21 protein-coding genes and 1 pseudogene are annotated in these 25,775 nt (G+C 59.0%); 11 read left to right on the plus strand and 11 right to left on the minus strand.

All coding sequences use genetic code 11. The annotated features are described in order from the left end of the window. The first annotated feature begins 75 nt into the window (after positions 1 to 75). From tkt to fba, 6 genes are all read left to right on the plus strand, one after another. Complete coding sequence (gene tkt, locus LOY38_RS02355; RefSeq protein WP_258698694.1) at positions 76 to 2,073, plus strand: transketolase; 1,998 nt, start codon at positions 76 to 78, stop codon at positions 2,071 to 2,073. A 150-nt stretch (positions 2,074 to 2,223) separates the two neighbouring features. Next, positions 2,224 to 3,285, plus strand: coding sequence for an erythrose-4-phosphate dehydrogenase (epd, locus tag LOY38_RS02360; protein WP_258698695.1), 1,062 nt, complete (start codon positions 2,224 to 2,226; stop codon positions 3,283 to 3,285). Between the two features lie 17 nt (positions 3,286 to 3,302). Next, complete coding sequence (locus tag LOY38_RS02365; RefSeq protein ID WP_105340859.1) at positions 3,303 to 4,466, plus strand: phosphoglycerate kinase; 1,164 nt, start codon at positions 3,303 to 3,305, stop codon at positions 4,464 to 4,466. 35 nt (positions 4,467 to 4,501) lie between these two features. Continuing rightward, the gene (locus LOY38_RS02370; protein WP_258698696.1) at positions 4,502 to 4,723 is read left to right on the plus strand and encodes a hypothetical protein; all 222 of its coding nucleotides are present in this window, start codon (positions 4,502 to 4,504) and stop codon (positions 4,721 to 4,723) included. A 56-nt stretch (positions 4,724 to 4,779) separates the two neighbouring features. Next, positions 4,780 to 5,112 carry an MliC family protein gene (locus LOY38_RS02375; protein ID WP_258698697.1) on the plus strand — a complete coding sequence of 111 codons (333 nt, stop codon included), beginning with the start codon at positions 4,780 to 4,782 and terminating at the stop codon, positions 5,110 to 5,112. A 251-nt stretch (positions 5,113 to 5,363) separates the two neighbouring features. Then, positions 5,364 to 6,428, plus strand: coding sequence for a class II fructose-bisphosphate aldolase (gene fba / locus LOY38_RS02380; protein WP_007975467.1), 1,065 nt, complete (start codon positions 5,364 to 5,366; stop codon positions 6,426 to 6,428). Between the two features lie 708 nt (positions 6,429 to 7,136). On the opposite strand, the gene LOY38_RS02385 is transcribed toward fba, so the two are convergent. Further along, on the minus strand, positions 7,137 to 7,535 hold the full coding sequence (locus LOY38_RS02385) for a hypothetical protein (RefSeq protein ID WP_258698698.1): 399 nt from the start codon (positions 7,533 to 7,535) through the stop codon (positions 7,137 to 7,139). A 429-nt stretch (positions 7,536 to 7,964) separates the two neighbouring features. Here LOY38_RS02385 and LOY38_RS02390 point away from each other — a divergent pair, with 429 nt between their 5' ends. Next, the gene (locus LOY38_RS02390; RefSeq protein WP_258698699.1) at positions 7,965 to 8,102 is read left to right on the plus strand and encodes a hypothetical protein; all 138 of its coding nucleotides are present in this window, start codon (positions 7,965 to 7,967) and stop codon (positions 8,100 to 8,102) included. Positions 8,103 to 8,372: 270 nt separating this feature from the next. Here LOY38_RS02390 and LOY38_RS02395 read toward each other — a convergent pair. From LOY38_RS02395 to LOY38_RS02405, 3 genes and pseudogenes are all read right to left on the minus strand, one after another. Further along, positions 8,373 to 9,406, minus strand: a pseudogene (locus tag LOY38_RS02395) (IS110 family transposase). Positions 9,407 to 9,519: 113 nt separating this feature from the next. Beyond that, positions 9,520 to 9,807: a fructose-bisphosphate aldolase gene (locus tag LOY38_RS02400; protein WP_258698700.1), complete on the minus strand. Its 288-nt coding sequence runs from the start codon at positions 9,805 to 9,807 to the stop codon at positions 9,520 to 9,522. Positions 9,808 to 10,350: 543 nt separating this feature from the next. After that, positions 10,351 to 11,019 carry a polysaccharide lyase family 7 protein gene (locus LOY38_RS02405; RefSeq protein ID WP_258698701.1) on the minus strand — a complete coding sequence of 223 codons (669 nt, stop codon included), beginning with the start codon at positions 11,017 to 11,019 and terminating at the stop codon, positions 10,351 to 10,353. A gap of 317 nt (positions 11,020 to 11,336) precedes the next feature. On the opposite strand from LOY38_RS02405, the gene LOY38_RS02410 reads away from it, so the two are divergent. From LOY38_RS02410 to LOY38_RS02420, 3 genes are all read left to right on the plus strand, one after another. Continuing rightward, positions 11,337 to 13,460, plus strand: a complete 2,124-nt coding sequence (locus tag LOY38_RS02410) for a bifunctional diguanylate cyclase/phosphodiesterase (RefSeq protein ID WP_258698702.1) — start codon at positions 11,337 to 11,339, stop codon at positions 13,458 to 13,460. Between the two features lie 45 nt (positions 13,461 to 13,505). Then, positions 13,506 to 13,997 (plus strand): M48 family metallopeptidase, encoded by a 492-nt coding sequence (locus LOY38_RS02415; RefSeq protein WP_258698703.1) that lies wholly within the window; start codon positions 13,506 to 13,508, stop codon positions 13,995 to 13,997. An 86-nt stretch (positions 13,998 to 14,083) separates the two neighbouring features. Continuing rightward, positions 14,084 to 14,380, plus strand: a complete 297-nt coding sequence (locus tag LOY38_RS02420) for a winged helix-turn-helix domain-containing protein (protein WP_258698704.1) — start codon at positions 14,084 to 14,086, stop codon at positions 14,378 to 14,380. A 104-nt stretch (positions 14,381 to 14,484) separates the two neighbouring features. Here the strand turns inward: LOY38_RS02420 and LOY38_RS02425 are convergent, their stop codons facing one another. Beyond that, on the minus strand, positions 14,485 to 14,937 hold the full coding sequence (locus tag LOY38_RS02425) for a GNAT family N-acetyltransferase (RefSeq protein ID WP_258698705.1): 453 nt from the start codon (positions 14,935 to 14,937) through the stop codon (positions 14,485 to 14,487). A gap of 259 nt (positions 14,938 to 15,196) precedes the next feature. Between LOY38_RS02425 and LOY38_RS02430 the strand changes: the two genes are divergently transcribed. Further along, positions 15,197 to 15,934, plus strand: coding sequence for an ABC transporter substrate-binding protein (locus LOY38_RS02430; protein ID WP_258698706.1), 738 nt, complete (start codon positions 15,197 to 15,199; stop codon positions 15,932 to 15,934). A 134-nt stretch (positions 15,935 to 16,068) separates the two neighbouring features. On the opposite strand, the gene yccS is transcribed toward LOY38_RS02430, so the two are convergent. The 6 genes from yccS to LOY38_RS02460 all read right to left on the minus strand — a co-directional run bounded on the left by yccS (position 16,069) and on the right by LOY38_RS02460 (position 25,637). After that, complete coding sequence (gene yccS, locus LOY38_RS02435) at positions 16,069 to 18,252, minus strand: YccS family putative transporter (protein WP_258698707.1); 2,184 nt, start codon at positions 18,250 to 18,252, stop codon at positions 16,069 to 16,071. Positions 18,253 to 18,475: 223 nt separating this feature from the next. Beyond that, entirely contained in the window at positions 18,476 to 19,654 is a 1,179-nt protein-coding gene (locus tag LOY38_RS02440) for an NAD(P)/FAD-dependent oxidoreductase (protein ID WP_258698708.1), read from the minus strand. Positions 19,655 to 19,785: 131 nt separating this feature from the next. After that, a complete protein-coding gene (gene dbpA / locus LOY38_RS02445; RefSeq protein ID WP_258700644.1) occupies positions 19,786 to 21,123 on the minus strand; it encodes an ATP-dependent RNA helicase DbpA in 1,338 nt (445 codons plus the stop codon). Between the two features lie 105 nt (positions 21,124 to 21,228). Beyond that, the gene (mdtD, locus tag LOY38_RS02450) at positions 21,229 to 22,656 is read right to left on the minus strand and encodes a multidrug transporter subunit MdtD (RefSeq protein ID WP_258698709.1); all 1,428 of its coding nucleotides are present in this window, start codon (positions 22,654 to 22,656) and stop codon (positions 21,229 to 21,231) included. Positions 22,657 to 22,845: 189 nt separating this feature from the next. Beyond that, complete coding sequence (locus tag LOY38_RS02455; RefSeq protein ID WP_258698710.1) at positions 22,846 to 24,195, minus strand: TldD/PmbA family protein; 1,350 nt, start codon at positions 24,193 to 24,195, stop codon at positions 22,846 to 22,848. Beyond that, complete coding sequence (locus LOY38_RS02460; protein ID WP_258698711.1) at positions 24,195 to 25,637, minus strand: TldD/PmbA family protein; 1,443 nt, start codon at positions 25,635 to 25,637, stop codon at positions 24,195 to 24,197. Before LOY38_RS02460 ends, LOY38_RS02455 begins: the two co-directional genes overlap by 1 nt. Positions 25,638 to 25,775 lie beyond the last annotated feature (138 nt).

Consider the following 25,775-nt stretch of genomic DNA (forward strand, 5'->3'; position numbering starts at 1 on the left):
GGGTGAGGGAAAATGCTCGCCTTTTTTCCGTTTCGTTTTATTCACTCTCAATTCAGAACCCGCAGGAGATCAGCGATGCCCAGCCGTCGTGAGCGTGCCAACGCCATTCGTGCCCTCAGCATGGATGCCGTGCAAAAAGCCAACAGCGGCCATCCCGGTGCCCCTATGGGTATGGCGGATATCGCCGAAGTACTTTGGCGTGACTACCTCAAGCACAACCCGAGCAATCCATCGTTCGCCGACCGTGACCGCTTCGTGCTGTCCAACGGTCACGGCTCGATGTTGATCTACTCGCTGCTGCACCTGACCGGCTACGACCTATCGATCGATGACCTGAAAAACTTCCGCCAGCTGCACAGCCGCACCCCGGGTCACCCGGAATACGGCTACACCCCTGGCGTTGAAACCACCACTGGTCCATTGGGCCAGGGCCTGGCCAATGCCGTGGGTTTCGCCCTGGCGGAAAAAGTCCTGGCGGCGCAGTTCAACCGTCCTGGCCACAACGTCGTCGATCACCACACCTACGTGTTCCTCGGTGATGGCTGCATGATGGAAGGCATTTCCCATGAAGTCAGCTCCCTGGCCGGTACCTTGGGCCTGGGCAAGCTGATCGCCTTCTATGATGACAACGGTATCTCCATCGACGGCGAAGTCGAAGGCTGGTTCACCGACGACACGCCGAAGCGTTTCGAGTCCTACAACTGGCAAGTGATCCGCAACGTCGACGGTCACGACCCGGAAGAAATCAAGATCGCCATCGAAACCGCGCGTAAAAGCGCACAACCGACGCTGATCTGCTGCAAAACCACCATCGGCTTCGGTTCGCCGAACAAGCAAGGCAAGGAAGATTGCCACGGCGCCCCGCTGGGTGACGCGGAAATCGCTCTGACCCGTGAAGCCCTGAAGTGGAACCACGGCCCGTTCGAAATCCCGGCCAACATTTATGCCGAGTGGGATGCCAAGGAAGCCGGTCGCGCGGCCGAAGCCGAGTGGGATCAGCGTTTCGCTGCTTACTCCGCCGACTTCCCTGAGCTGGCCAACGAACTGGTTCGTCGTCTGAGCGGCGACCTGCCGACCGATTTCGCCGAGAAGGCCCAAGCCTACATCGCTGAAGTCGCGGCTAAAGGCGAATCCATCGCCAGCCGTAAAGCCAGCCAGAACGCCCTGAACGCGTTCGGCCCGTTGCTGCCGGAACTGCTCGGCGGTTCGGCTGACCTGGCCGGTTCCAACCTGACCCTGTGGAAAGGCTGCAAAGGCGTCACCGCTGAAGACGCCAGCGGCAACTACATGTACTACGGCGTTCGCGAGTTCGGCATGAGCGCGATCATGAACGGCGTGGCCCTGCACGGCGGCCTGGTGCCTTACGGCGCGACCTTCCTGATGTTCATGGAATACGCCCGCAACGCGGTACGCATGTCGGCACTGATGAAGAAACGCATCGTCTATGTGTTCACCCACGACTCCATCGGTCTGGGCGAAGACGGCCCGACGCACCAGCCGATCGAGCAACTGGCCAGCCTGCGCTGCACGCCGAACCTCGACACCTGGCGCCCGGCCGATGCCGTTGAATCGGCGGTGGCCTGGAAGTTCGCCCTGGAGCGTGACGACGGTCCTTCGGCGCTGATCTTCTCTCGTCAGAACCTGCAGCACCAAACCCGCAATGCGATCCAGATCGAAGAGATCGCCCGTGGCGGTTACGTGTTGAAGGACTGCGCAGGCGAGCCTGAGCTGATCCTGATCGCCACCGGTTCGGAAGTCGGCCTGGCGGTTCAAGCCTTCGACAAACTGACCGAGCAAGGCCGCAAGGTCCGTGTGGTGTCGATGCCGTGCACCAGCGTCTTCGAAGCCCAGGATGCCGGTTACAAGCAATCGGTTCTGCCGTTGCAGGTCAGCGCGCGTATCGCCATCGAAGCCGCCCACGCGGACTACTGGTACAAGTACGTGGGCCTGGAAGGCCGCGTGATCGGCATGACCACCTACGGCGAGTCGGCGCCTGCGCCTGCCTTGTTCGAAGAGTTCGGTTTCACCCTGGAAAACATCCTGGGTCAGGCTGAAGAGCTGCTGGAAGACTGATCCAGAAGTTGCGTTATCCGGACTGCCGCCTTCGCGAGCGAGCCCGCTCCCACATGAGATCGCATTCTCCTGTGGGAGCGGGCTTGCTCGCGAAGACGGTGGTCCAGCCAGCGCTGCAATGACAGATTCACCACGGTAATCGAGAACCCCATGCCTCAACCGCGTCCTTACAAAGTTGCACTCAACGGCTACGGCCGGATTGGTCGTTGCGTCTTGCGTGCGTTGTTTGAGCGAGGCTCGACGGCTGGGTTTGAAATTGTCGCGATCAACGATCTGGCGGACATGGCCAGCATCGAATACCTGACACGCTTCGACTCCACTCACGGGCGGTTTCCCGGTGAAGTGAAGGTCGAGGGCGATTGTCTGCATATTAATGGCGACTGCGTGAAGGTCCTGCGCAGTGCCACCCCTGAAGGCATCGATTGGGCGTCGTTGGGCGTCGATCTGGTGCTGGAGTGCTCCGGCGCTTATCACACCCGTCAGGATGGCCAGCGTTTCCTCGACGCCGGTGCGCCACGGGTGCTGTTTTCCCAGCCGATGGCCAGCGAGGCGGATGTCGACGCCACCATCGTCTACGGCGTGAACCAGGATTGCCTGACCGGCGACGAGCTGCTGGTGTCCAACGCGTCCTGCACCACCAACTGCGGCGTGCCGCTGTTGCGCCTGCTGGATCAGGCCATTGGTCTGGAATACGTGTCGATCACCACCATCCACTCGGCGATGAACGATCAGCCGGTGATCGACGCTTATCACCACGAAGACCTGCGCCGCACCCGCTCGGCGTTTCAATCGGTGATTCCGGTGTCCACTGGTCTGGCGCGAGGCATTGAACGCTTGCTGCCGGAACTTGCCGGGCGAATTCAGGCCAAAGCCGTGCGGGTGCCGACGGTTAACGTGTCTTGCCTCGACATTACGATGCAGACCGTAAGCGATACCGACGCCACCGAGGTCAACCGGATTCTGCGCGAGGCCGCCACCCATGGCCCGCTCAAAGGCCTTCTGGCCTACACCGAGTTGCCTCACGCCAGTTGTGATTTCAACCATGACCCACATTCGGCGATCGTCGATGCCAGTCAGACCCGCGTTTCCGGCCCACGGCTGGTGAACATCCTGGCCTGGTTCGACAACGAATGGGGGTTTGCCAACCGAATGCTGGATGTTGCAGAACACTATCTGCAAACAGCTACTCCAACAGCTTCTCCAAAACAGTAACCCAGGAATTGCGACCCATGACCGTGTTGAAGATGACCGACCTCGATCTGCAAGGTAAGCGCGTACTGATCCGCGAAGACCTCAATGTCCCAGTCAAGGACGGTGTTGTCACCAGCGATGCGCGAATCCTGGCTTCGCTGCCGACCATCAAGCTGGCCCTGGAAAAAGGCGCGGCCGTGATGGTCTGCTCGCACCTTGGCCGTCCGACCGAAGGCGAGTTCTCGGCCGAGAACAGCCTCAAGCCGGTGGCTGACTACTTGAGCAAGGCGCTGGGCCGCGAAGTGCCGCTGGTGTCCGATTACCTGGGCGGCGTCGACGTGAAAGCCGGCGACATCGTGCTGTTCGAAAACGTGCGCTTCAACAAGGGCGAGAAAAAGAACGCTGACGAACTGGCCAAGCAATACGCGGCCCTGTGCGACGTGTTTGTGATGGACGCCTTCGGCACCGCTCACCGTGCCGAGGGTTCGACCCACGGCGTGGCCAAGTTCGCCAAAGTCGCCGCCGCTGGCCCGTTGCTGGCCGCTGAACTGGACGCACTGGGCAAGGCCCTGGGCTCCCCGGCTCAGCCAATGGCCGCTATCGTGGCCGGTTCCAAAGTGTCGACCAAACTCGACGTGCTCAACAGCCTGAGCCAGATCTGCAACCAGCTGATCGTCGGTGGCGGCATCGCCAACACCTTCCTGGCCGCGGCCGGTCACCCGGTCGGCAAGTCCCTGTACGAGCCAGACCTGCTGGACACTGCACGCGAAATCGCCGCCAAAGTCAGCGTGCCACTGCCGGTGGACGTAGTGGTCGCCAAGGAATTCGCTGAAAGCGCCACCGCCACCGTCAAGCTGATCGCCGACGTGGCGGCAGACGACATGATTCTGGACATCGGCCCGCAGACCGCGGCGAATTTCGCCGAGCTGCTGAAGTCGTCCAAGACCATCCTGTGGAACGGCCCGGTGGGCGTGTTCGAATTCGACCAGTTCGGCAACGGCACCAAAGTGCTGGCCCAGGCCATCGCTGAAAGCTCGGCGTTCTCCATCGCTGGCGGTGGCGACACCCTGGCGGCCATTGATAAATATGGCGTTGCCGATCAAATCTCCTACATTTCTACCGGCGGCGGCGCGTTCCTCGAATTCGTCGAAGGCAAAGTGCTGCCGGCCGTTGAAGTCCTGGAAAGCCGGGCCAAGGCCTGAGGGCCGTGCATTTGACCAGGCAAAGGAGTATTCACATGGTCAGGACCCTGGTGCTGTTGATCGCCGCGGGTATGCTGGCGGCTTGCGGGAGTAACCCGAAAGCCACGCCGGAACCCGCGCCGCAAACACAGGAAAAAGGCTGCTACCAGGCCGACTGGCAAGCGGAAACCAACCCGGTGATCAACAAGCGTTCCGGGCCGGATGGCCTGGACAAATACGAGGCACAGACCCCGGCCAAGGAACATGGCTGCCCTTGACGGGTCTGACTCTTTACTCAAGGCGGGCGGCGTGCGCCGTCAGTCGAGGAACACGGATGAAAGGCTTTATCGCCGTTGCGGCACTGGCATTGCTGGCAGGTTGCTCCAGTTTGAATCTGTTCAACGCTGCCAAGCCTGCGGACAGCTGGACCACCTGGACCTGCGACAGTCAGGCCAAGGTGCTCTGGCGCTACACTGATGTCAGCCGCAAGGAAGTCGACGTTCGCCTGGGCGGTGCTGATCAGGTTTACCGCCTGAAGCTTGAACCGGGCGCCGAAGGTTCGCTGTACAGCAACGACATGCTGGCGTTTCACGTAAAAGGTGAGGAAGGCCTGGTGTACTGGGTCGCCACCAATGATTTGATTGGCCGCGGTTGTAAAGCGCAGTAACTGACACACCACGGACCTGATGTGGGAGCGAGCCTGCTCGCGATAGCGGTCTGACAGTCGCTGCACTGTTGACTGCAAGACCGCTATCGCGAGCAGGCTCGCTCCCACAGTGGGTCTGTGTAGTTCTTGAGATTTTAGTTACACCGAATCCGCAGCCCGGGCCAACCCCCGATCTGCAATAACTTGAATAGCCGCCGCCGCTACGGCAGGCTGGCACGATTAACGACCCTCAACCGGGAGAGACACACACAATGGCACTTATCAGCATGCGCCAGATGCTGGACCACGCAGCCGAGTTCGGCTACGGAGTTCCAGCCTTCAACGTCAACAACCTTGAGCAGATGCGCGCCATCATGGAAGCCGCTGACAAGACTGACTCCCCGGTGATCGTCCAGGCTTCGGCCGGTGCTCGCAAATACGCAGGCGCCCCGTTCCTGCGTCACCTGATCCTGGCGGCCATCGAAGAATTCCCGCACATCCCGGTGTGCATGCACCAGGACCACGGCACCAGCCCTGACGTCTGCCAGCGCTCCATCCAGCTGGGCTTCAGCTCGGTGATGATGGACGGCTCCCTCGGCGAAGACGGCAAGACCCCGACCGACTACGACTACAACGTCCGCGTTACCCAACAAACCGTAGCCATGGCTCACGCCTGCGGCGTTTCGGTAGAAGGCGAGCTGGGCTGCCTGGGTTCGCTGGAAACCGGTATGGCCGGTGAAGAAGACGGCATCGGCGCCGAAGGCGTTCTGGATCACAGCCAAATGCTGACCGACCCGGAAGAAGCCGCTGACTTCGTCAAACGCACCCAAGTCGATGCCCTGGCCATCGCGATCGGCACCAGCCACGGCGCCTACAAGTTCACCAAGCCACCTACCGGCGACGTACTGGCCATCGACCGCATCAAAGAAATCCACAAACGCATCCCGAACACCCACCTGGTGATGCACGGTTCGTCTTCGGTTCCGCAAGAGTGGCTGGCGATCATCAACCAGTACGGCGGCGACATCAAAGAAACCTACGGCGTACCGGTTGAAGAAATCGTCGAAGGCATCAAGCACGGCGTGCGCAAGGTCAACATCGACACCGACCTGCGCCTGGCCTCCACCGGCGCGATGCGTCGCCTGATGGCCACCAACCCTAGCGAATTCGATCCGCGTAAGTTCTTCGGTGCTACCGTGACCGCGATGCGTGATGTGTGTATCGCTCGTTATGAAGCGTTCGGTACTGCCGGTAATGCTTCGAAGATCAAGCCGATCTCGTTGGAAGGGATGTATCAGCGTTATCTGAAAGGTGAGTTGAACGCTAAGGTTAACTAAGCCTGAGCGTTAAGTCGGTTATTTAAGAAACCCGCCGCGAGGCGGGTTTTTTTGTGAGGGTTTATCGCTAAATTATCTAAATACCTGTCAAGTTTGACAGGTGTAAGTCATTTTTAGATCGGTCAAGATAAGTATTGGTAAGCAGTTATACGCTCACATGTGATATCGGCAATAACTGCTTGATGCTTTTTGGTAAAGCAGTCCGAGGCTGATGTTGAAAAAATCTTCAGTTCGGTGGGTGTGGGCAATAAGTGTACATTCAAAATGTCTGCAGGTAATACGCCTAAATCCTATAAGGGTCTACTTCAGAGCTACAGTGTGCCGAAGCGGAAATTCAACGTCATGATGCATAATTCTGAAAATGGAAATTGTAATGTGGAGTTTAACATGAACGAGTTGGTATCCATCGAGAAATCGGCTAGTTGAGGTGGAATAAGAGAAGTCAGTCAAAAGGGGGATGTTTAATCGTCCTCTAGTGCTTCTGTGAGGATTAAATGAATCTACCCCAAATCGGTCCCCCTTTTTTATTGTAATGTTGGCGATACTTTTAATTAAGAGAGTCTTCTATTTAAAAATCTTGGGCGCACCACAAAAAAACCGCAGTTAGTTCTACGGTTTTTTTGTGAGGTGCGACTTACTAAGCGCTATCCTACGCAGTAATGTGTCGGAGAGGCCAGCTTAGTGATGACTGTCCTCCACTGAGCTCGCTCAAAAGTCCCCAGCACGCCCGTATGCCGCTGACTGGCTGCCAGTTCCAATATTTAGGACATCGCTTGCACCTTCCCCTGACAAGTCCATATAAAATGGCCACAGCGCAGTAGCATCGGGGTTGGACTTTTCTTTTTTCAGGCCGGTCCATTCCTCGAAGAATGGTCCGTCACTATTGTATTTAGCCTCGAAAGTCCAATTTGCGTCAGAGGTGGAAAAACTCAAGTCGGTTTTCTTGGCCTCGTTGTTAAAATTAAACCATCCACTGATACTTTCCTTGCCTGCAGGTGTAAGGAGCGTACCGCTAAAACGGCCTTTCGACTCATCCATGGTAGTGACCGTTAGTTGGTGGCCGCGTGGATGAGAGTTGTAAACAGCTTTCATGTTTGAATGGGACATTTGACGCCTCCGCAATAAGTTTCAATGTTCAGATCCCTTGATTAATCCCTCAAGAGCTGTTGCATGGGTAGATTAGTTTTGGGTGTGTGTGTTGTCACCTATAAGAACTGACAGTTTTTTATGGCTTTCTACTATGGTACATCACGGGTTTGTAGGGGAGTGGTTGAGCTATTGATTGTTGGAAACTAAAAGGGGCAGATATATTTAATCGTCCCTAGTGCTTCTCTCAGTTGGGTTGGGGCTAAGGCGTAAACCTGTGGGCAAGGCAGACAGTTGATTGGCGTGATAAGCACAGATCATCGCCTTGTCTCGTCTTAACGTATTGAGCGTTATCGCCAATGTATCTAAGTGACTGTCATATCTGACAGTAGACAGTCTGTATCGGCTCTCTCACGATGAACACTCCACCCTGTAATGGAGTACTCAATCATGAGCACCAAGGATGTAAAACCAAAAGCGAAAGGCCCTGCACCTTTCACCATTCCAGTTGCGCCACAACAAGAGCCGGGAAGTATCCAAAACTCTAAAGGGCCAGCGCCTTTCACATTGCCGAAAGAGTCAGAATAAGCACGTAATAAAAATCTATGGTCACCCCCATTTTTGCAATACTGATCAGTGGGTGAAGTGGTCGGCTTGCCTAAATCTATCCGGCGTCTGTCTGGGGCATGCCCCGCGCCACGATGAGAGTCGCACCTGACGATCCTTAAAAACCCGTCGGCCTCTGAAGCCGATTTTATTGTCAGGATCCTCGTCAGGCCGGTGGGCCGTTCACGTCATCTGTTGTTCAGCTATCGCAAAACCTGAAGGGTGGATCGTGGTACTGCAACAACCGCAGGGTCAGGCGTTCAGTGCGTCTGGCCCTGCTTCATACTGCGTATGGTGAGTGGCTATCGCCCAAGCAATACGCGCCAACTTGTTCGCCAAGGCACAGGCCACCACGTTCGAGTGTCGCCGTCCAAGCAACGAGCGCACCCAGTCAGCCAAAAACCCTTTTTGTTGCTCCAGTCTCTGTAGGTAGACCCGGGCGCACTGGACCAACAATCCAACAATCGCCTGAGGTTTTTGTCACCGCGCTTGCTAATACCAAGCAGGTTGGCTCGACCACCCGTACTGTATTGCCTGGGCTCCAGCCCCACAAAGGCGGCAAAGTTGCGGCTGCACTTGTACTGCCGACCATCGCCCATTTCGACAGCCAGCAGGCTGGCGGTGATCGGGCCGACGCACGGCAGGCTCAGCAAACGACAGCCCAGATCATCGTCGGCCAGCTGGCTTGCCAGCTCCTTATCCAGTCCCTTGATCTGCTCGTCCAGGTAGACGAAATGATCGTGCAGGCGTTGCAACAACACCGTGAGCCGAACGGGCAACTCATGCTCGGCCAGAACATCCGCCAAGCGCTTCATGATCGCTAGTCCCGTGGGCAGGCTGATACCGAATTCCAGCAGGAAACCATGCATTTGATTAGCGGTTTTGGTGCGATCACGCACCAGCGATTCGCGCATTCGGTGTAGGACGGAAAGCGTCTGCTAGGCCTCGGTCTTGGGCGAGACAAAATGCATTGATGGCCGTGAGGCAGCCTCACAAACCGCTTCGGCATCTATGAAGTCGTTCTTGTTGCCTTTGACGAAGGGGCGAACGAATTGCGGGGAAATCAGCTTGGTTTCATGCCCCATAGCCATCAGTTGGCGAGTGACAAAGTGCGCGCTGGCACAGGCCTCCATCGCTACAGTACAGGCCGGATGAGTGCCGAAGAACTGCATCATTTGTTGTCGTGAGAGCTGCTTGCGAAATACCTCTCGGCCCGATTTATCCTGGCCGTGTAGATGAAAACTGTGTTTGCCGAGATCGATACCGATCAGCGCTGAGTCGCTCATGATGATGGCCTCCGAAAACAAAACACCCTGCGAAAGCGTAGCCCTCGCAGGGTGTGGGGGTGACCATCTCATTAACCCGCAGAAATGCGGGTTTTTTAATGGCTGAAATTTGATTACTGACCTTTAGGTGTATCGAACCCACGCTGCTCAATCACCCCAAACACATCGGCAATGTCCTGGACCATGATCCGGGCGATGTTGGTGACGGTGTTGATGTCGTTCTCGGCGTAGTCAGGCAGACTGGTGCAGACCATGAGGTTGAGGTATTTGAGGACGGCGTTGAGGCGTTCGCTGACGCAGTTGTGGAGATCGCGTAGTGAGGCGTCATTGTCGATGAAGAGAATAGGGTGGTCGGTGGCGAAGTGGGACATGGGGGTGAAGCGGCGGGGCGGGTTGCTCATAAGTAAATCTTCCTTGTACTCAAAAAGAAGAGCTACTGCCGTTCGCTGCGAAACGAATTGGGTGGTCGCTGTGCGCGGGTTCGCAGACCGAGGTACAAGGAAACCCGGCAGACCCGAAGGTCTCCCACACACAGCCACCATAAAACTGACGATGGGCGCTGATGCGCCCGTCGTTGCTCATTATGGTGCTTGGTTACGACTTGTACTGTAGGGCTGCGAAACCCTATCGCCGATTGCTGTCAGCGACGGGACGAACTATAAAGCGGCGACTTTGGTGACCGCAGCCGGGCTGTAGGACGCAACGTGGTCGTTGTGGTGAGGGGGGTTGTCCCTGTTCGGTGGTGCAGCCGTCGTAAAACCGGGCACTGCGGTGTGTCTGAGGAAATTGGGTCGCAGGACTTGGGGCTGCTTCGCAGCCCAACGGGGGGCAAGCCCTCTCACCACAATGGGTGGATTCCTACGAGGTTTTCGGAGCTGAAGATCAAAAGATCGCAGCCTTCGGCAGCTCCTACAGGGCGCGCGAAGGCTGCAATCTTTTAGGGATTACGTATCGTGATCGATATCCAGTTTGCTGAACGTCACTTCCCCGCCCTCGCTGGTGTACCCGGTGTTGTCCTGCACATAGACCCCGGCCTTGAAGTACAACGGCTTATCACGCCACATCGCGCTGATGTCGGTGTCCCACTGGTAGCCCGCCGCACTGATGCCTAATGCACCGCCCGGGCTGAGGTGGATGAGGTAGGAGAATTCCTGATTGAGTTTCACGCCGGTGGCGATGGTGATGACCCGGGGGGTGTCGTCGTCGGGGTGCATGCGCACTTTGGCGACGATGTTGCCGGTCGTGCTGTAGTCTTTATATTGATACTCGACCTTCACCATGGGCTTCTGGCTGTTGTAGGCGTGGATCTGGCCAATAACGATCTTGCCCGAGCTGGGTACCTTGCTGACCGAAAGGGTCGCACGCAGGGAATTGTCCGCGTCGGGGTAGTACCAGTTTTTCAGCGTGCCATTGCTGTAGGTTTCGCGCAGTTCGGTGCGAGGGTAAATCGCGTTTTCAGTGCGGGAGCCGGTCACCGGAGACCAGAAAAACAACGTGCCGGTATCGGAGTGGAAGTATTGATCCTTGAAGCCGTCCACCAGCTTGGCTGTTTCGACGGTATACGGCGGGCTGCCGACAGGAACACTGAGGTTCCAGGTTGCGAGATCGATCATATTCAAACTTCCACATTTTTTGCTGCACGCACGTGCCAGACGCTCTAGCACGTGCCTTCGGGGGGTCTTTATAAGCGTAGAAGACAGCTTTGTTAACGCCCGTCCGGCAGATGGTTGGCGTCAACATCCTGTCGAAATGCCATCTTTCCCGGTTTCCGGGGGCTGTAGGACTGACCGTTAGTCGGCTTCTGAAACTTTGCTTGAGTGATGGCACACCGGCAGCTTCTGCTTTCGCGGATCCGGGGCTAGAGTGAAGTCGCAACATATGTCCGGTTTTCACAAGAGGCCGGCCTGAGTTCCCGAACAAGAGATGCAGCATGGAATGCGCACAACTTACGCCAGATGAAGGCAGCTCAATCCTTTTAATTGTTGATGATTACCCTGAAAACCTGATCAGCATGCGCGCCTTGTTACAGCGCCAGGACTGGCAGGTCATCACCGCGGCTTCCGGCTTTGAGGCCCTTGGCCTGTTACTCGAACACGATGTCGACCTGGTGCTGCTGGATGTGCAGATGCCGGGCATGGACGGTTTCGAAGTGGCGCGTCTGATGCGTGGCAGCCAGCGAACCCGCCTCACGCCGATCATTTTCCTCACCGCCAACGAACAGTCCCAGGATGCTGTGATCAAGGGCTATGCCAGTGGCGCGGTGGATTACCTGTTCAAACCGTTCGACCCGCAAATTCTCAAACCCAAAGTCCAGGCCTTGCTGGAGCACCAGCGTAATCGCCGTGCCTTGCAGCGGTTGAGTCATGACCTGGAAGTCGCCCGAGCCTTCAATGCCTCGGTGCTGGATAATGCCGCCGAAGGCATTCTAGTGGTGGGCGAGGACGGGCTGATTCGCTTTGCCAACCCGGCGATGTCTCGCCTGCTCAATGCCACGGTGCACGACCTGCAAGGCAAAGAGTTTCTGGATTTCCTGCAAAAACCGCACATCCCGATCTGGGTCGACTCCGAATTGTTTGCCGGCTACAAGCGCGGTGAAACCCTGCGCCTGCACGATGCGTTGCTGCGCACGGCGCCCGGCCAGCAAGTGCCGGTAGCGTTGTCCTGCGCGCCGTTACCCATCGAACAACACGCCATGGTGGTGACGGTGCTGGACATGTCGGTGGTGCGCCATCTGCATCAGCAGCTGGAGTTCCAGGCGGTGACCGACCCGCTGACCGGGCTGCTCAATCGCCGGGGTTTCTATCAGACCGTTGAAAACCTGCTGCTGCGTGGCGAACGCTCCGACAGCACGTGGGTGCTGTTGTACCTGGACCTCGACGGCTTCAAGCGGGTTAACGATTCCCTCGGTCACGATGCCGGCGACCGGGTGCTGCGTTGGGTGTCCGAGCAGTTGAAGGCGTGTCTGCGGCCTTTCGACATTCTGGCGCGGATGGGCGGCGATGAGTTCACCGCGCTGCTGGATCTTGAACTCCCCGAGCAAGCAGCAAAGATTGCCGAGAAACTCATCGAGCGGGTGTCGATCTGTCAGCAAATCGAAGGCATGGACATCGTCTTGGGCGCCAGCATCGGCATTGCCACTTACCCCGATTGCGGGGCTAATCTGGACGGATTAATGCGCGCGTCCGACATTGCCATGTACGAAGCCAAGCGTGCCGGGCGTCAGCAATATCGTTTCTACGATCACGAAATGAACGGCCGGGCGCGCTCGCGGCTGATGCTCGAAGAAAGCGTGCGCACGGCCATCGAGAACCGCGATTTCAACCTGGTGTATCAGCCTCAGGTGGCCATTGCCGATGGCCGGATTCGCGGGTTCGAGGCGTTGCTGCGCTGGCAGCATCCGAGTGTCGGCGATGTACCGCCGGGGCTGTTTTTGCCGTTGCTGGAAGAGGCGCGGTTGATCAGTCGCCTGGGCAGCTGGATTTATCATCGCGGGGCCAAACAGCGAAAAGCCTGGGAAACGTTATTTGCCGAAGATCTGGTGTTGGGTGTCAGTTTGAGCAGCACGCAGTTCGGTTTGCCCAACCTGGTCACCGAGTTGCGTCAGGTATTGGAGCGTCATGGTTTGAAGCCGCGTCAGCTGGAGGTGGAGGTCACGGAAGAGGCCTTGATGCATAACCCCGATGAAACCCGCAAACAACTGCGCTTGTTGCGCAATCTGGGGGTGCGGGTGGCGCTGGATGACTTCGGCTCCGGGGCTTGTTCGCTGGCGCACTTGCGAGATCTGGAACTGGACACGCTCAAACTCGACCGGCATTTGATTGCCCGGTTGCCGGGGTCCGCACGGGATGCGGCGCTGGCGCGCAGTGTCATCGATTTGTGCAAACAGTTCGGTCTGCTGGTGATTGCCGAAGGGGTTGAAACCGTGGCGCAATATGAGTGGCTGCAGGCCAACGGTTGCCAGTATGTACAGGGTTTTCTGGTAGCGCGGCCGTTGATGGCCGAGGACACCCGTCACTTTGTCGAACCGTTCGACTGGAGCGCGCTGACGAGTTGAATTCGCTACACTGGCGACCTTTTCGTGACGCGTGTTGCCGCCCCAATGACTGTGTTGAAATACCTCCAGGCCTACCCCGCTGCGTTGCAGGACCAGGTGCGCCAGTTGATCGCCGAAAGTCGGCTGGGCGATTACCTGAGCCAGCGCTATCCGGAAAAGCACGGGGTGCAGAGCGACAAGGCGCTGTACGCCTATGCCCTGGACCTCAAGCAGGAATACCTGCGTAACGCCCCGGCCATCGACAAGGTGTTATTCGACAACCGCCTGGACCTGACCCACCGCGCGCTCGGCCTGCACACCGCGATCTCCCGGGTGCAGGGTGGCAAGCTCAAGGCCAAGAAAGAAATTCGCATCGCCTCGCTGTTCAAGGATGCGGCGCCGCAGTTTCTGAAAATGATCGTGGTGCATGAGCTGGCGCACTTCAAAGAGTCGGATCACAACAAGGCGTTCTACAAACTGTGCGAACACATGTTGCCGGGGTATCACCAGGTGGAGTTCGATTTGCGGGTGTACCTGACGTGGCGGGATATGCACTGAAAGATCAAGATCAAAAGATCGCAGCCTTCGGCAGCTCCTACGCGCTTGTGGGCGCTGCCGAAGGCTCTTCTATAAGGAGCGCATGGATGGACGTGAGCAAGACCAAGAGCAGCTTCTACCGCCGGTTGTACGTGGCGTACCTGATCGACAGCGGACTGGCCAGCAGCGTCCCGGCATTGACCGAAGTGACCGGCATGCCCCGGCGCACGGCCCAGGACACCATCGCGGCGTTGGCGGATCTGGATATCATGTGTGAATTCGAGCAGGAAGAGGGCGCGCGCAACCATGCGGGACGCTATCGGATTCGCGAGTGGGGGGCGATTGATCGGGGGTGGATCGAGCGTAATCTGCGGCAGATCAAAGCGGTGCTGGAATACCCCTGAGCGCTTGTGGTGATTCGGCTGACGCTTTCGCGGGCAAGCCCGCTCCCACACTGGAACTGCGTTCACAGGACTAATGTGTGTGGGGCTTGCCCGCGAAGGGGCCCTTACGGGCGGCGCATCCCGATATGCGGAATGTCATCTTCCAGGTATTCCTCTCCCACCACCACAAACCCGTACCGCCCGTAGTACCCCTGCAAATGCGCTTGGGCCGAGAGATAGATCGGCATTTCAGGCCAGTGCTTCTCGGCCTGTTTCAACGCTTGGCTCATCATTTCATGCCCAAGCCCGGTGCCGCGAGCAGCGGGGGCAATGATCACCCGGCCGATCACCACGTCGCCGCCCTGTAACTCCGGGTCGAGCAAGCGCAGGTAAGCCATCAGACGATCCCCGTCCCAGCCCATCAAATGGCAGGTGTCACCTTCCAGGTCCTGACCATCGATGTCCTGATAAATGCATTTCTGCTCGACGACGAACACCTCGGCGCGCAGCTGCAAAATGGCGTACAGCTGTTCTTTGCCCAGATTGCTGTGGTGTTTGCAGACCCAATCGATTGTCATCTTCACATTCCTTGAACAACGTTGTTCCGATACTAAGCGCCCTGACGCGGGATGTCTTGATGGCAGAGAAATCTGTGATAAAGGCCAAAATGCCATCATTCATTTCTCGCGAGGTTGTCTTCTTTGTGTAATCTGCGATGAAGCGCTGTGCAATGGCCTCAATGAGCTAATGTTAGGACCTGGGTTATGCCGGTAGAGGGGCCCTGGAGTTTTGGCTGAAAAAGACGTCGGGCAGCCCGCCCGCTAAGGATTTTCTGGCATGCCGCGATTACATCGAGCGTTTGCTTGGATTGGATTGCTGTTGCTGACACAGAGCGCGGCAGCGGAAAAGCTGCGTCTGGTAGCTGATGCCTGGCCACCTTTTACCGACGCCATGCTGGTCAATGGCGGATTGGCCACGGACATCGTCAGTACCGCGCTGGCCCGGGCCGGTTATGCCAGTGATTTCGAACAGGTGCCGTGGGCGCGAGCCTTGTTTGGGGTCGGCGAGGGGCGTTACGACGTGCTGGTCAACGCCTGGTACGCCGACGAGCGCACGAAGCTGGGGCAGTTTTCTGGTGAGTACCTGCTCAACCGCGTGCGCTTTCTCAAGCGTAAAGACGCGCCGATCGAATTCAACAACCTGCAACAACTGCACACCTACCCGATAGCGGTGGTACGCGGTTATGCCTATTCGCACGAGTTTGACGATGATGTGTCGCTGCAGAAAGTCCCGGTGCATAACTTCGCCATGGCCGTGCGCATGGTTGCGGCCGACCGGGTCAAGCTGACCCTGGAAGATGAGTTCGTCGCCAAGTATTACCTCGCTCGGGAATCGTCCAAAGTGCGCAATGCCGTGGAGTTTTTACCCAAGCCGTTGAGCGAGAACAGCCTGCACATTCTGGTGAGCCTGAAGAATCCGCAGCATGAACAGATCGTCGCCGGTTTCGACCGCGAGATTGCGGCGATGAAGGCCGATGGGAGTTATGACAAGTTGCTCAGGCAGCATGGGATGTGAGGTGGGTTGATCCGGGTTTTGTGGTGAGGCGGATGGCCTTTTCGTGAGCAAGCCCGCTCTCACCCTCAGTCTAATTCCTGCGCAAGACACAAGCGGGCCTGCTCGCGAAGAGGTCAGTCCAGTCACTACAAATCTCAGGTTTCGCTGGTGTCTTTAATGAGATGCGCCGCCAACGTCCGCAACGGCCCCAGTTGCCGGCAGATCAACGCCAGTTGCGTCTGCACCAACCGCTGGCCTTCATCGATTTCATCCGGCATTTGCTCCAGCCCGTTGGCCAGCGCCTCTTCCTCATCGCTCTGAATCTCAATCGGTTGTTTACTCGCCAGGCCCTGGGCGATTTCGTCGATGCTGGCGGCCAGGCTCACGCCGGCACCGTCGATCAAATGCGCACGCACGTCCGACGGTAATTGGGTTTCGCGGTGCGCCCCCAACCCCGACAAATAGCTGAGCAAGGTGTGCGACAGCACCAGGAATCGGAAACCGACATCCGCTTCCTTACGGAAATGCCCCGGCTCCATCAGCATGTTGGCCAGCGTCGTCGACAATGCGGCGTCGGCGTTGTGCGCGTTACGTCGGGCGAGGCGATAAGCCAGGTCGTCGCTTTTACCGACGGCGTATTGCTGCATGATCTGGCGCAGGTAAATGCTGTTGCAGGTCAGGGTATTAGCCAGCACTTTGTTCAGGCGTCGACCCTGCCAGTCCGGCAGAAACAGGAACACCGCCAGCCCGGCGATCAGGCTGCCGAGCAAGGTATCGAACAGTCGCGGCAGGAGCAGCCCGTAACCGTCCCCCACCTGGTTGAAGCAGAACAGCACCATGATCGTGATTGCGGCAGTCGCTAAGGTGTAGCGGGTGGTGCGGTTGGTAAAGAACACCACCCCGGCAACGATGGCGAAGCTCGACTGGATCAACGGGTTCGGGAATAGATCGAACAGCGCCCAGGCCACGGTCAGGCCGATGGCGGTGCCGATAATCCGCTGGCCAAGTTTACGGCGGGTGGCGCCGTAGTTCGGCTGACAGACAAACAGCGTGGTGAGGATGATCCAGTAACCCTGCGAGGGGTGGATCAAATGCACCATCGCGTAGCCGATGCTCAACGCCAGGGGCAGGCGCAGGGCGTGGCGGAACAGCAAGGATGTCGGCGTCAGCTGTGTGCGCAAGCGTATCCAGACATCCTTGAGGCTGCGGGGTGAGCGGTCGAGCAGACTGCTGTCGGTGGCGTCTGCGAGCGCATCGGGGTTGCTGGCGTCGCTGAGCAAACGGTCAAGGGTGCCGAGGTTGGCGGCCAGTGCCCGCAGCGAACGCAACAGACCGCGCCAGGCCGGATTGCTCTGGATGCGCAGGTGTTCGAGGGAGGCGTGCAGGTCGCTCAGGGCCTCGGCGAAGCTTGCGTCATAAGTGAACGGCTGACGCATCTGGATCGACTCGGCCAGTGCGCGGCAAGCCTTGCCTTGCTGGCGCAGCAGGCGCTGACAGCGGAACAGCACGTCGCTGTGGAAGAACGCTTCGGCCAGAGCGTTGTAGGGGTAGTGCGAAGAACTGGCGCGCTCGTGAATGTCCTGGGCGAGGAAGTACAGCTTCAGGTAGCGGCTGAGCTTCGAGCCTGGCCGGCCATCGCCGACCCGGTGCAGAATGATTTCCTTGGCAGCGTTCAATGCAGCAACCACACGACCGTTCTGCTGGGCCAGTTCCAGTCGTCGCGACTCTACATCCATCTGCCGGATCGGCTCGAACAGCGACGACTTCAGTTTCAGGTAATAACCCAATTCACGGAACAGTCGCGCCAGGCTCTGCTGCACCGGCTGGTTGGAAAACATCGCCTGCCACAGCACCGAGAGCAAGCCATACCACGCCGCACCGGCCACCAGCAGCACCGGCTCGTGCCAGAAATCGGTGACTGCGCCGCCGCGCTGGTCCACGCCGATCATGGTGTAGACCGACAGAATCAGTGTCGCCGAAGCAATCGCGCCATAACGTTCGCCCAACGCGCCAAGCATGGTCAGACAGAAGCTGGCCAGTGCGAAGGCGATGATAAAGAGGATGGGGTAGGGGAAGAGCAGTTCGACGGACAGGGCGGCGACCATAAAACACACCAGCGTCACGGCCAGCGCATTGAGGCGACCCTGCCAGCTGTCGTCGGTTTCGGCCAGGGCGCTGGCGATGATTCCCAGGAACAACGGGATCAGCAGCCCCATTTGATCCTGATACCAACACAGCGCCATGCTGCCGGTCAGGGCGATGAATACCCGCACGCTATAACTGAATTTATCCAGCGCCCAGAGGCGACGCAGAGACTGACGAAATGTGGTCGATGGCATGAAGTGCGAAGGCCTTCCGAGGCAATGACGCTAAATTGAGCCACTAATGACGCCGACGCAATGGCGCCGATCACATCTGACAGCAAAATCTGTTCCTTCAGAGATCAACGCATAACAAATGTGGGAGCGAGCCTGCTCGCGATGAGGCCGGCACATTCAACATTGATGTCGACTGTCAGACCGCTATCGCGAGCAGGCTCGCTCCCACAGGTTATTGGTTGAGTCAGACGTACTGCGCGGCTGCGTAACCGGAGGCCCAGGCCCACTGGAAGTTGAAGCCGCCGAGATGCCCGGTGACGTCGAGCACTTCGCCGATGAAATACAAACTGGGGCTCTTCAGCGATTCCATGGTCTTGGACGACACTTCACGCGTGTCGACGCCGCCCAGGGTTACTTCGGCAGTGCGGTAGCCTTCAGTGCCGGCCGGTACGACTTTCCAGCTCGCCAGTTTTTCGGCGATATCCGCCAGTTCGGCGTGGGTGTACTGCTTCATCGGTTTGGAGACAAACCAGTTGTCCGCGAGCAGGTTGGCCATCTTCTTGGTGAAGATTTCACCGAGCAGGGTTTTCAACTCGCTGTTCGGGCGTTCGGCCTGCTGTTGTTGCAGCCAGGTCGGCACGTCGTGGTCCGGCATCAGGTTGATCTCTACCGTGTCGCCGGATTCCCAGAACGAAGAAATCTGCAAAATCGCCGGACCGCTGAGGCCACGGTGAGTGAACAGGATGTTCTCGCGAAAGCTCTGGTCGTTGCAGCTCACCAGGCAGTCCACCGAGGTGCCGGACAGCTCGGTGCAAAGCGCCTTGAGCTGATCGGTGATGGTGAACGGCACCAAGCCTGCGCGGGTCGGCAGCAAGTCGTGGCCAAACTGCTTGGCGACTTGATAACCGAAACCGGTGGCGCCGAGGGTCGGAATCGACAGGCCGCCGGTGGCGATCACCAGGGATTCGCAGGTGATCTGGCCCAGCGTGGTGTCCAGCAGGTAGCCGCTTTCGAGTTTTTCGATGGTCTGGATCGAGGTGTCCAGGTGCAAGCTCACGCCGACCTGGTCGCATTCGTTGAGCAGCATCTCAAGGATGTCGCTGGATTTGTTGTCGCAGAACAGCTGACCGAGTTTTTTCTCGTGGTACGGCACACCATGCTTGGCGACCATGCCGATGAAGTCCCATTGGGTATAGCGCGCCAGGGCGGATTTGCAGAAATGTGCGTTCTGCGAGAGGAAATTGCCCGGTTCGGTGTACATGTTGGTGAAATTGCAGCGGCCACCGCCCGACATCAGGATTTTCTTGCCGGCCTTGTTCGCGTGGTCAAGCAACATCACCTTGCGCCCGCGCCCGGCGGCGGTCAGCGCACACATCAACCCTGCGGCGCCAGCGCCAATGATCACGACTTCGGTAGAACGCAAAACGGTGTCCTCACACAATGATCGTTCCCACGCTCTGCGTGGGAATGCCGCCATGGACGCTCTGCGTCCGCCGTTATGTGACGCGGAGCGTCACGGGATGCATTCCCACGCAGAGCGTGGGAACGATCAGGTTAGAGGATGCGCACGCGCAACGAGCGGCCTTTGATCTTGCCGTCGTTCAAACGCTGCAAGGCTTGCTTGGCGATCCCGCGTTCCACGGCCACATAGGCCTGGAAGTCGAAAATCGCGATCTTGCCGACCTGAGCGCCCGGAATACCGGCGTCGCCGGTCAGTGCGCCGAGAATGTCACCCGGACGCACCTTGTCTTTACGGCCCGCACCAATGCACAGCGTGCTCATTACCGGTAGCAGCGGTGCGCCGCCCTGGGATTTCAGGTTGTCCAGCTGATCCCAGCTCAGCGGCGACTTCTGCAGTTGCTCGATAGCCTGGGCGCGATGGGCTTCGGACGGAGCGACCAGGCTGATCGCGATACCTTTCTCACCGGCACGACCGGTACGGCCAACGCGGTGAATGTGGATTTCCGAGTCACGGGCCAGTTCGACGTTGATCACCATGTCCAGCGCATCGATATCCAGACCGCGCGCGGCGACGTCGGTGGCAACCAGTACCGACGTACTGCGGTTGGCGAACATCGCCAAGACCTGATCGCGGTCACGCTGTTCCAGATCGCCGTGCAGGCCTACTGCGGAAATGCCTTTGGCGGTCAGGTGATCGACGGTTTCCTGAACCTGCTGCTTGGTGAAGCAGAACGCGACGCAGGAAGCCGGACGATGATGCGCGAGGACTTTAACCACGGCGTCCATGCGCTCTTCCGGGGAAATCTCGTAGAAGCGTTGTTCGATCTGGGTGTCGTCGTGGAATGCCTCGGCCTTCACTTGCTGCGGGTTACGCATGAATTTCGAGGCCAACTGCTTGATGCCTACCGGGTAAGTGGCAGAGAACAGCAGGGTCTGGCGACGTTCCGGGCACTGGGCGATGATTTCTTCGATGGAATCGTAGAAGCCCATGTCGAGCATGCGGTCGGCTTCGTCGAGGATCAGGGTGTTCAGGCCGTGGAGTACCAGCGAACCCTTGCGCAGGTGCTGCTGAATGCGCCCCGGGGTGCCGACGATGATGTGCGCGCCGTGTTCCAGCGAACCGATCTGCGGACCGAACGACACGCCGCCACACAGGGTCAGGACCTTGATGTTGTCTTCGGAACGGGCCAGACGGCGGATTTCCTTGGCAACCTGGTCGGCCAGCTCACGGGTCGGGCAGATGACCAGCGCCTGGCAACCGAAAAAGCGCGGATTGATCGGGTTCAACAGGCCGATACCGAAGGCCGCGGTCTTGCCGCTGCCGGTCTTGGCCTGGGCGATCAGGTCCATCCCCTTGAGGATCACCGGCAAGCTTTGCGCCTGGATCGGCGTCATCTGGGCATAACCGAGGGAGTCGAGGTTAGCCAGCATGGCGGCGGACAGCGGCAAAGTATTAAAAGCGGTGGCGATGGTGGTCACGGGACTGGCCTGCAAAACAAAATGTCGCGCAGTGTATCAGTCCCATGGCCATTCGCCCTAAGGCTCTATGTGCTGTTCCGGACGTTTGACGCGCCGTCCGTCTTCTCTCGACAGCTGCGAGAAGATGGTTGCAGCCAGCATCGCCATGACTCCGACCGTCACGAACGTCAGCTGGAACGCGCCCAGAACCGTGTCCACGCCGTCATTGCCGATCTCCGCCGTGAAGCCGCCGAGCAGGGCACCCGCGCAGGCCACGCCGAGGCTCAGGGACAGTTGCGCGACCACCGACAGCAAACTGTTGCCGCTGCTGGCGCTGGCGTCATCGAGGTCGATCAGGGTGACGGTGTTCATCGCGGTGAACTGCAAGGAGTTGATCGCCCCCAGAATCGCCAACTGGGCCAGCAGCAGCCAATACGGCGTCTGCTCGCTGACCAGGCCCATGCTTGCCAGCATGATTCCCAACGCCAGTGTGTTGCCGGTCAGCACGATGCGGTAGCCGAAACGTTCGATCAACGGCCGCGCCACCGACTTGGCGACCATCGCGGCCGCAGCCAGGGGCAGCATGCTCATCCCGGCCTGTGACGGCGAATAACCCAGCGCCACTTGCAGCAGCAACGGCACCAGAAACGGCAATGCGCCGCTGCCCAGCCGGGCGAACAGATTGCCGAGGATGCCCACGGCGAAGGTCCGGGTCTTGAACAGCGATGGCGCAAACAGCGGATTGTCGATGTGCCCGGCCCGCAGCCAATACGCCGCCAGACACGCCATGCCGCCAAACAGCAGCAACATCACCCGCAAGTGCGGCAGGTGCAGTTCGCCGAGGCCTTCCATGGCGATGGTGATCAGCACCATCGCCGCGCCGAACAGCAAAAAGCCCATGCTATCGAAGCGGGTGCGCTCGCTGCCGCGCAGGTCGGGAATGAATTTCCATACCGCGTAGCAACCGAGGACGCCCACCGGCAGGTTGATCAGGAAGATCCAGTGCCAGGTCAGGTATTGCACCATCCAGCCGCCCATGGTCGGGCCGATCAGCGGGCCGAGCAGGCCAGGGATGGTAATGAACCCCATGATTCGCACCAGCTCCGAGCGCGGATACGCACGCAGCACCACCAATCGTCCGACCGGCAGCATCAAGGCGCCGCCCAGGCCCTGGATCACCCGGGCGCCGATGAGCATGCTCAGAGTGCTCGACAAGGCGCAGAGCAATGAGCCGATGCTGAACAACAGGATGGCGCCGAAGAAGATTTTTTTGGTGCCGAAACGGTCGGCGATCCAGCCGGAGGCGGGGATCAGTAACGCGACGGTGAGCATGTAGGCGATGATCACCCCCTGCATGCGCAGCGGGTCTTCGGCCAGGTCTCGGGCCATGGCGGGGAGGGCGGTGTTGAGGATCGTCCCGTCGAGGGACTGCATGAAGAAGGCAATGGCAACGACCCACGGCAACCAGCGGGCCGTGACAGCGTCGAGAGGTGGGCGGTTGGGCATGGGACCTCTTGTGGGTTAATGCAGATTCATGGCTGACGTTGAACCCTGTGGCGAGGGAGCTTGCTCCCGTTCGGCTGCGTAGCAGTCGTAAATCCGGCGAATGCGGTATGTCTGATAGAACGCGTTTGCCGATCTAGGGGGTCGCTTCGCAACCCAGCGGGAGCAAGCTCCCTCGCCACAGTTTTGTGTTTACAGGGTCAGGGTCAATCGGCTGACGAGCGCACCGGGCAACAACGCCGAAGCAGTCGCCCGCTGACTGTACGTGCTGGCCGACAACAACAGCTCGCGTTCCTCGGTCAACGCTTCCAACTGCGAACCCAGCAAGCTGTAGGCGCTGTCATCGAAACGCATGGTGCTGACCGGCGCCTGAATCTCGCCGTTCTCGACCCAGAAGGTCGCGAACCGTGTCATGCCGGTCAGGCGCGCCGCCGGTTGGTCCGAGTAGTTCAGGTACCACAGGTTGCTGATGTACAAACCGGTGCCCAGTTGCTTGAGAATCTCGGCATCAGGCAACACCCCGGCCGCCATGTTCAACGCACTCGGCGCTTCACCGCCGCTGGCACCGTTGGCGGTCAAATCGTATTCGGCGGCGCTGCGTGAGCCGACCAGTTGTGCGCCGGCCTTGCCCTCGACAATCAGGCTCAGATCACTGCGCGGATAACCTTCGCCTGAAAACGCCGGGCTCAGGGAACCGCTGACTTTTTCATCCAGAGACACCAACGGGCTGAACGAACTGTCGCCACCGTAGAGCTTCTGCAAAGGACTGCTCTTGCTGGCAATCGACTGCGCCGAGAACCCGCCCCAGCTGAGCATGCCCATGATTTCTTCCAGGGCCGCCGGCGCGAGGTAAGCGCGGTACTGACCCGGCGCCAGCGTGCGCAACGGCCGCCCCAGAAACGCCAACTGCTCGCGGGCCTGCTGGAAACGTCTGGCAAACCCTTCGCTGTTCCAGTCGTGCCCGGCATAGCTGGCTTTCACCGCCTGACCGTTTTCATGGAACAGGCTGAAATCGAAGTTGAAGCTGTTGGCCTGATGCCAGCCGAACGCGCCCGAGGAACTGGCGAAGCCGCGACTGATCGGCCCGGCGGCATAGAAACCCACCAGGTCCAACCCCTCGGCAGCCTGAGTGATTTCAGCGACCACCTGCTCGGTATCCGGCAGGGGATGATCCTGCACGTTGTTGCTCTGCCAGTCATTCTGGTTGAGCAGCAGGTATGGGTCCTGAGGCAACAGTGGCAGGGTTTCGCGCAACTGCTGAAGACCTTCGGCCAAGCGCTGAAGGTCGATTTCGGAGTCGCCTGACAGCGTGATATTCAGGTCGGCATGACGTCCATCGTTGATCAGTTTGAAACCGACGCTCGCCTGCTGCACCTGTCCGGCCTGACGGACCTTGGCGTGGTTGAAACGCACGAAGGCCGACGATTCGGCGGCGTAGCTGAGGGTGAATTGTTCAGGCGTACGCAGCGCATCGCGCAGCCAGTTGACCAGGGCCTTGAACGAATCGGCCTGGCTTTTTGAAGTGCTCGTGGACGTACTCATCAGGCATCTCCCCCAAACACATCAACATTGCTGAACACACAGGCCGGCGACGCATGGCCGACGCGGATCACCTGGTTCGGTTCGCCCTTGCCGCAGTTTGGCGTGCCTAACACTTTGACGGTGTTGGCATCGCCGACAGCGCTGAGGCTTTTCCAGAATTGTGCGGAAATCGCCCGGTAATTCGGGTTCTTCACCACGCCCTTGAGTTCGCCATTTTCGATCAGTTGGCCCCATTCGCAGCCAAACTGGAATTTGTTACGCGCATCGTCGATTGACCACGAACGGTTGGTGCTCATCAAAATGCCGTGCTCGATATTGCCGATCATCTGCTCCAGCGGCTGATCGCCGGGCTCGATGTTGAGGTTGGCCATGCGGTCGATCGGCGGACGGTTCCAGCCGCAGGCGCGGCTGTTGGCAACGCCATCCATGCCGGCACGAAATTGCGAGAGCGCGCCGCCCAATGGCCGCAGCAGCAAACCTTCCTTAATCAGAAATTGCTTGCTGGCGGCGCTGCCGTCGTCGTCATGCCCATAGCTGGCGAGTTGCTCGGGGATGTCCGGGTCGAACGTCACGTTGAGCAGTGCGGAGCCGTATTGCAGGCGGCCGAAGTCTTCTGCCTTGACGAAACTGGTGCCGGCGTAATTGCGTTCGTCGCCGAGGATGCGGTCCAGTTCCAGCGGATGACCGATGGACTCGTGGATCTGCAGCATCATCTGGTCGGGCATCAGTAACAGGTCGCGCGGGCCTTGCGGGGTGTTCGGCGCCAGCAGCAATTGCAGCGCCTGATCGGCGACTTTCGGGCCGCAGCCGACCAGGCCGCAGCGGCTGATCACATCAAAGCCGCCCTGCTGGCCGAAGTTCTCGCGGCCCAGGGTGCGGGTCTGGCTGTCGCTACCGTCGTAGGCGGTGACGTCCATGCTCGGGTAGACGAAGCGCTGGGCCTGGCGCAATTCGGCACCGGCGTTGTTGAGGTAAATCTGCTCGACGTTGGTGATACCGATGCTCGCCTGCCAGTTCACCAGTCGCTCGTCCTTGGGCACGGCGGCGGATTCGGCGCCGAGCAGTTGGTAGCAATCGCTCAGGGACGGGAAGGGCTGGTCGAGGTTGGGTGAGAAATAGTCGGCGCGGTCGCTGGAGACGGCTTGCTCGCGCAGGTCGAGCAGGGCGTGGGGCATGAGTCGACGGGCTTGTTGCTCAGCCCTCTCCAGTGCAGCTTGCAGGCCGGATAGGGACAGGTCGTTGGTCGCGGCGTAGGCTTCGACGCCGTTGACCCGAACAGTCAGCATCGCCCCTTCGTCCCGGCTCAGGCTCGGCGGTTCGGCGACGTTCTTGCGCACTGACAGGTACTGGCCGGACTCGCGTACATATCGCAGCGAAAAAAATTCAGCGCCCGTGCGCAACGCAGCGAAGCGCTGCTTGAGCTGGGGGTGGAAATCGAACATTCGGGAACCTCCTTGTTATGGAGTGGCGGCGTATCGATGTTGCGAGGGGAGGGTGAAACGTTTGCGTGGCGCTAGATTAGGCCTGCGTGGGGGTAGGATCAAGGGCGGAGCGGTGTAGGAAGGGTTTACCTGGCCTGC

Source organism: Pseudomonas sp. B21-015 (assembly GCF_024749285.1).
Taxonomy (GTDB): domain Bacteria; phylum Pseudomonadota; class Gammaproteobacteria; order Pseudomonadales; family Pseudomonadaceae; genus Aquipseudomonas.